The 6247-nt window shown below is 56.4% G+C and carries 5 protein-coding genes; 4 read left to right on the plus strand and 1 reads right to left on the minus strand.

Annotation, left to right across the window (positions count from 1 at the left end):
- Window positions 1-26 precede the first annotated feature (26 nt).
- The 4 genes from JMJ95_RS12235 to JMJ95_RS12250 all read left to right on the plus strand — a co-directional run bounded on the left by JMJ95_RS12235 (window position 27) and on the right by JMJ95_RS12250 (window position 4306).
- Window positions 27-1103 (plus strand): alcohol dehydrogenase catalytic domain-containing protein, encoded by a 1077-nt coding sequence (locus tag JMJ95_RS12235; protein WP_290685724.1) that lies wholly within the window; start codon window positions 27-29, stop codon window positions 1101-1103.
- A gap of 130 nt (window positions 1104-1233) precedes the next feature.
- Window positions 1234-2592, plus strand: a complete 1359-nt coding sequence (locus JMJ95_RS12240; RefSeq protein ID WP_290685727.1) for an ABC transporter substrate-binding protein — start codon at window positions 1234-1236, stop codon at window positions 2590-2592.
- A 352-nt stretch (window positions 2593-2944) separates the two neighbouring features.
- A complete protein-coding gene (locus tag JMJ95_RS12245) occupies window positions 2945-3892 on the plus strand; it encodes a sugar phosphate isomerase/epimerase (protein ID WP_290685729.1) in 948 nt (315 codons plus the stop codon).
- A 195-nt stretch (window positions 3893-4087) separates the two neighbouring features.
- Complete coding sequence (locus tag JMJ95_RS12250) at window positions 4088-4306, plus strand: glutamate cyclase domain-containing protein (RefSeq protein ID WP_290685732.1); 219 nt, start codon at window positions 4088-4090, stop codon at window positions 4304-4306.
- On the opposite strand, the gene JMJ95_RS12255 is transcribed toward JMJ95_RS12250, so the two are convergent.
- Window positions 4266-4757 (minus strand): ECF transporter S component, encoded by a 492-nt coding sequence (locus tag JMJ95_RS12255; protein ID WP_290685734.1) that lies wholly within the window; start codon window positions 4755-4757, stop codon window positions 4266-4268. The genes JMJ95_RS12250 and JMJ95_RS12255 overlap by 41 nt on opposite strands.
- Window positions 4758-6247 lie beyond the last annotated feature (1490 nt).

The following is a 6247-nucleotide window of genomic DNA, read 5'->3' on the forward strand; positions in this document are numbered from 1 at the left end:
TGTATAGCGAAGGGAGCGGTGTGTTCATGACTGATCTGCCGAAAAAAATGAAGGCTCTTGTTGCATATGCGCCGAAGGATTACCGTTACGAGGAGGTTGATGTTCCCGTAGCCGGAGAGGGAGAGATCATCATCAAGGTCGAAGCGTGCGGAATCTGCGCCGGAGACACGAAGTCCTACCTCGGAGCCCCCCGCTTCTGGGGCGAAGAGGGAAGGCCTTCCTACATCAAGGCCCCCGTCATTCCTGGACATGAGTTTATCGGTCATATAGTGGAGATGGGTCCCAACGTGAAGGGCGACTTCCAAATCGGCGATAGAGTGACTTCCGATCAGATCGTCCCCTGCTGGGAATGCAAGTTCTGCAAAAGCGGGCGCTACTGGATGTGCCAGAAACACGATGTATACGGTTTTCAGTACAACGTGAACGGCGGCATGGCCGAGTATATGCGTCTTCCCAAAGAGGCGCTGGTGTACAAGATTCCCAAGGACATTCCCATGGAGGCGGCAGTCCTGGTGGAACCCTTTGCGTGCTCGAAACACTGTATCGATCGGGCGCAGATCGGCAATGAGGATATTGTGGTGATCGGCGGCGTCGGATGTCTTGGCCTCGGTATGATCGGCGCGGCGAAGCTTCGCAATCCCAAAACACTCGTTGTTCTTGATGTCAACGATCATCGCCTCGAATTGGCAAAGAAGTTTGGAGCCGATATCGTCATGAACCCGACAAAAGAGGACGTAGTGAAGAAAGTGCTTGACATGACCGGCGGCTACGGATGCGACATCTACATCGAAGCGTCGGGGCACCCTTCCGCGGTGCAGCAGGGGCTGGATATGATCCGCAAGCTTGGACGTTTTGTGGAGTTCAGTGTTTTCGGCCATCCTGTGACGGTTGATTGGAGCATCATTAGCGACGAAAAGGAACTTGACCTTCTGGGGGTTCATCTCAGCCCGTACTGTTTCGAACCTGTCATTGAGTGGATAGCGGAAGGAAGAATTCCCACGGAGGGCGTGGTCTCTCACAAGCTGCCTCTTGAAAAGTGGAAAGAGGGGTTTGAACTGGCTCTCAAGGGCGAGGGCGCTGTTCGGGTTGTTCTCGTCCCCTGATGGACGGCTTCATGCGCGCGAGGGGAGGTGACGCGTCGCCGGGGGTGAAGAACTGAGAAGAAGAGGATCGTGTGGTGTTACTCCGTTACCGGAAGAGATGTGCTGGCATTTTTAAGGAGGGACGACTGATTTGAAGAAAATAGTGCTTCTGCTCGTCGTTACTATGTTCCTGATCAGCGCAGGCACGGCTGTTGCCGCTGAATTCAACTGGAAACAGTGTGAAGGTAGGACTATCAAGGTTCTGTTCAACCAGCACCCCTATGCTGAAGGAATCATCAAGAAATTGCCGGAATTCGAAGCTAAAACGGGCATCAAGGTTGTACACACCATGATCCCCGAGGAGAATTACTTCGATAAGCTCACCACATCTCTCAGCAGCAGATCGGGAGACCCCGACGTCTACATGACGGGCGCCTACCAGTGCTGGGACTATGCCACATCCGGGTACATGGTCGATCTCAACACGTTCTTGAACGATCCCGCAAAGACAGCCCCCGACTACGACTATGCCGACTTCTTCCCCGGTATCGTCGGCGCTCTTCGCTGGGATCTCGTCCCCGGCCACAAGGTCGGAACGGGCGGGCAGTGGGCGCTCCCCATCGGCTTTGAAGACAACGTTCTTATGTACAACATCGAGGTCTTCGACAAGTTCGGTGTAAAGCCTCCGAAGACCATCGACGAACTTCTCGAACTGACGAAGAAGCTCAACGAATTCGAAGGCAAGGGAACATATGCGCTCGCAGTCCGCGGCACCCGCAACTGGGCCACAATCCATCCGGGCTACATGACCACGTTCGCCAACTACGGCGCGACCGACCTTGTTATTGAAGACGGCAAGCTGGTCTCCAAGGTGAACTCTCCCGAAGCCGTAGCGATGACCGACATGTGGGTCCAGCTTATAAAAGCCGGAGGCTCCCCCACCTGGTCGTCGTACACATGGTACCAGTGCGGAGCGGATCTTGGTGCCCGGAAGGCCGCAATGCTCTTCGACGCCGACTGCAACGGCTACTTCCAATCCGTGCCGGGCGCTTCCAGCCAGTCTGGGAAGATCGCCTTCGCGCCTCCTCCTCTGCCCAAGGGCAAGACGGAGATCAAGTCCAACCTCTGGGTGTGGTCTCTCGCCATGAACGCAACATCTAAACAGCAGGACGCAGCGTGGCTCTTTCTGCAGTACTTCACAGGCAAGGAGTTCCAGTCTTGGTCCGTGACGGAGTGGAAATCGGTGGATCCCCCCCGCAAATCCGTCTTCGACAACCCCGCATTCCAGAAGATTATCGAAGCCACTCCGGGGTTCAAGGAGACCTTCGAGGCCACCGTGCCCGGAACGACCATCTACTTCACGCCGAACCCCTACTTCTTCGAGCTTACGACGGAATGGGCCGCCACGCTTCAGGATCTCGTGGCAGGCAATTACAAGTCCACCCAGGAAGCCATGGACCAACTGAAGGTGAAGATGGACAGAGCTCTTGCGGACGTCGAGGTAAAATAGAAATTTTTTTCAGCAGGGAGACGGAGGGGGATCCCCCCTCCGTTTTGTATTGTGCGACCGGCATAGGCGTTACCTATAAGGAAAATGGAACGGATTTCTCGGCCTGTCTCACGACGACGCCATGAAGATAGCCTCCTACCGGAAAAACCGCCGGCGGCTTGTAGGCCCCAGCTCCGTATGGCCACGGAGAACCGATACATCAGACCCATCGGTCTGTTCGGTCCGGCGTCCGGGTAACGCTTCGGTCAATCTTCGTGAACCGCCGTTACCGAACGGTACCTATGTGTCAGAGGACGGGGGCCGGGTGCCCCCTCCTATACGATCGGCGCGTGCCGCCGAAGGAGGAGCGAAATTGAAGAAACAGCGTTTTGAAGAGAAGAACGCCGCCATTCTCGATGCTTTCGATGCTTTACGGAAACAGCATCCCGAGAAGTTGAAGGAGCGTCTAAAACTCTCATGGAGCAACTGGGGGTTTGGTATGGAGACTCTGGATGATTCGTGCGCCCGTCTCGCTGCAGCGGGCGTGGAATATATAGAGCTCCATGGGAATATGTACGGCCCCGATCTGGGCTATAAGACGGAGGAGACTCTTGCCGTACTGAAAAAGTACGATATGAAGGTCTCGGGAGTGTGCGGTATGTTCTCCGTCCACAACGACCTCTCCTCCAATATTCCCCACCAGCGGCAAGCCGCGGTGGACTACATTCGCAGGGTGGTTCCGTTTACAAGCTCCGTGGGCGGTTCATACATGCTGGTGGTCCCCGGCGCCGTGGGGCGTCCGGATGCCTACGACGACGGCGAGTTTCACCGTAGCGTGGAGACGTTGAAAATTGCGGCGGATCTTTTTGTTCAGTATAATGTGAAAGCCGCAGTGGAGCCTATTCGCGCCGATGAAGTGAGTCTCGTCCATACAATAGCCGAAGCCGGAGAGTATATCGCGGCAGTGGGCCATCCGGGAGTTCGTCATATCAACGGCGACCTGTATCATATGCAAAGCGCCGAAGCCCACCTTGGAACGGCGATTCTCGAGGCAGGGGAACGGCTGGTCAATCTTCATCTTGCAGACAGCAACCGCCTTGCTCTCGGCGACGGTTCTCTTGATATCGATACGGTGATTCGGGCGCTGTACCTCATCGGCTACAACAGCGGCAATCGTTTCATTACCGCCGAACCGTTGGGTCCCGGAGGGAATCCGTACGCCGCGATGAATGGCCTTCCGGACAAAGGAGCTCTTGACGATTTGGTAAAGAAAACAGTCTCGTATTTCCGCGAAAGAGAAGAAGCGGTGCTTCGGGGCTGAACGAGTGCGTGCCGATGGGGGGGGGGAAGCGATTCTCTTATCTCCCGGAGTGGTTTTAGTATCTAAGGAAGCTCCGAGAAAAAGAATATTTTGTCCTCACGAGACCCGATAGAATCTGTTTTTTTAACACATTAATCGGCATTGTTCAGAGGTTCCCTAAAACTGATCGCTTTTTGATGGAACGACAGCCGAAATTTGACCGCATGGGGGTGCGGAGAATGGATCGGCCCGGAGGAAGATGAGACCGGATGTATCCTGGACGCCCTCATTTCAGCCGGTGCGGTGGACGGGGTGACCCGGCGCCGTGAACCCACCGTGGACGGCTTCCCGGAAGGGGAGCACAAGCATGTCATCCGGGAGCTGAAGGAGCTTGTTACATCCCGCCTCCGGAACTTCGGGAAAGAGCTTGCCTGAGGGGCTTCAACGCCGCCAGGGCAAGGGCGGCCCCCATGCCGCACTGCAGCAGGTCCGTGACCAGTTCAACCGGCGCGGCGGCCCGACCGTAGAGCACTGCGGCCATGGTTGAGTAGCCTGCGGTCATGACGGCGGCTCCCGAGGTGATGCCGAGAAGGGGCGACCGTATTCCGAGTTTTCCCGTGACGTAGCCTTCGGTTCCCTTGATGAAGAGAGTGAAGGGAGCCCAGAGAGGGTACCCGAGGAGGAGATCCGCCAGGGATGCGCCTATGCCGCCGGCGGCCGCACCCCACGCGGGGCCGAGGAGCAGGGCAGCCGTGTAGATGATTCCCTCCCCGAAGTTGAAGTAGAGCCGGAAGCCGGGCACCGGAATGCTGAGCATGGTGGCCCCGGTGACGGCGGCGATGAGGAGCCCCCTGAGGGCGACTTTTTTCGCGAGAGTGGCGTTCATGAGACGATGCCTCCTTTTTAGATTATTCGGGGTGTTGCAGTCATCCTGAGCGATAGCGATCGCAGAAGGACCTGGTTCTTGTCATCCTGAGCGAAGCGATCGCGGAAGGACCTGATTCTTGTCATCCTGAGCGAAGCGAAGGATCTCGGGCTTCGCCCTCAGAATGACAACAAAGGCAAGATCCTTCGGCCAAAAAGCCGGCCTCAGGATGACAAACCGCTTTTGTCGTCCTGAGCGAAGTGATCGCGGAAGGACCTGATTCTTGTCATCCTGAGCGAAGCGAAGGATCTCGGGCTTCGCCCTCAGAATGACAACAAAGGTGAGATCCTTCGGCCATAAACCCGGCCTCAGGATGACAAACCGCTTTTGTCGTCCTGAGCGATAGCGATCGCAAAAGGCCCTGGTTCTTGTCATCCTGAGCGAAGCGATCGCAGAAGGACCTGGTTCTTGTCATCCTGAGCGAAGCGATCGCGGAAGGACCTGATTCTTGTCATCCTGAGCGAAGCGAAGGATCTCGGGCTTCGCCCTCAGAATGACAACAAAGGCGAGATTCTTCGGGCTTCGCCCTCAGAATGACAACAAAGGCAAGATCCTTCGGCCAAGAAAGCCGGCCTCAGGATGACAAACCGCTTTTGTCATCCTGAGCGATAGCGATCGCAGAAGGCCCTGGTTCTTGTCATCCTGAGCGAAGCGAAGGATCTCGGTCCTGGTCTTTCGTCCCGAGCCCAGCGAGGGGAGGATCTCGGGGTTGGCCCTCAGAATGACAACAAAGGCGAGATCCTTCGGCCAAAAAGCCGGCCTCAGGATGACAGAACAGACGTCCTCCTGAGCGAAGCGATCGCGGAAGGACCTGATTCTTGTCATCCTGAGCGATAGCGATCGCAGAAGGCCCTGATTCTTGTCATCCTGAGCGAAGCGATCGCGTAGCATCCCGAGCCCAGCGAGGGGAGGATCTCGGTCCTGGTCTTTCGTCCCGAGCCCAGCGAGGGGAGCATTTCGCTTTTGTCATCCTGAGGAGCATAGCGACGAAGGATCTCGGGGTTGGTCCTCAGAATGACAACAAGGGCGAGATCCTTCGGGCTTCGCCCTCAGAATGACAACAAAGGTGAGATCCTTCGGCCATAAACCCGGCCTCAGGATGACAGAACAGACATCATCCTGAGCGATAGCGATCGCGTAGCATCCCGAGCCCAGCGAGGGGAGGATCTCGGGCTTCGCCCTCAGAATGACAACAAAGGCGAGATCCTTCGGCCAAAAAGCCGGCCTCAGGATGACAAACCGCTTTTGTCCTCCTGAGCGATAGCGATCGCGGAAGGACCTGATTCTTGTCATCCTGAGCGAAGCGATCGCGCAGCATCCCGAGCCCAGCGAAGGGAGGATCTCGGGGTTGGTCCTCAGAATGACAACAAAGGCGAGATTCTTCGGGCTTCGCCCTCAGAATGACAACAAAGGCGAGATCCTTCGGCCAAAAAGCCGGCCTCAGGATGACA

Source organism: Aminivibrio sp. (genome assembly GCF_016756745.1).
Taxonomy (GTDB): Bacteria; Synergistota; Synergistia; order Synergistales; family Aminobacteriaceae; genus Aminivibrio.

Excerpts from the sequence above, each read along its gene's own strand:
- JMJ95_RS12235 (WP_290685724.1), top strand. The coding sequence starts at position 27 with ATGACTGATCTGCCGAAAAAAATGAAGGCTCTTGTTGCATATGCGCCG.
- JMJ95_RS12255 (WP_290685734.1), bottom strand. The coding sequence starts at position 4,757 with ATGAACGCCACTCTCGCGAAAAAAGTCGCCCTCAGGGGGCTCCTCATC.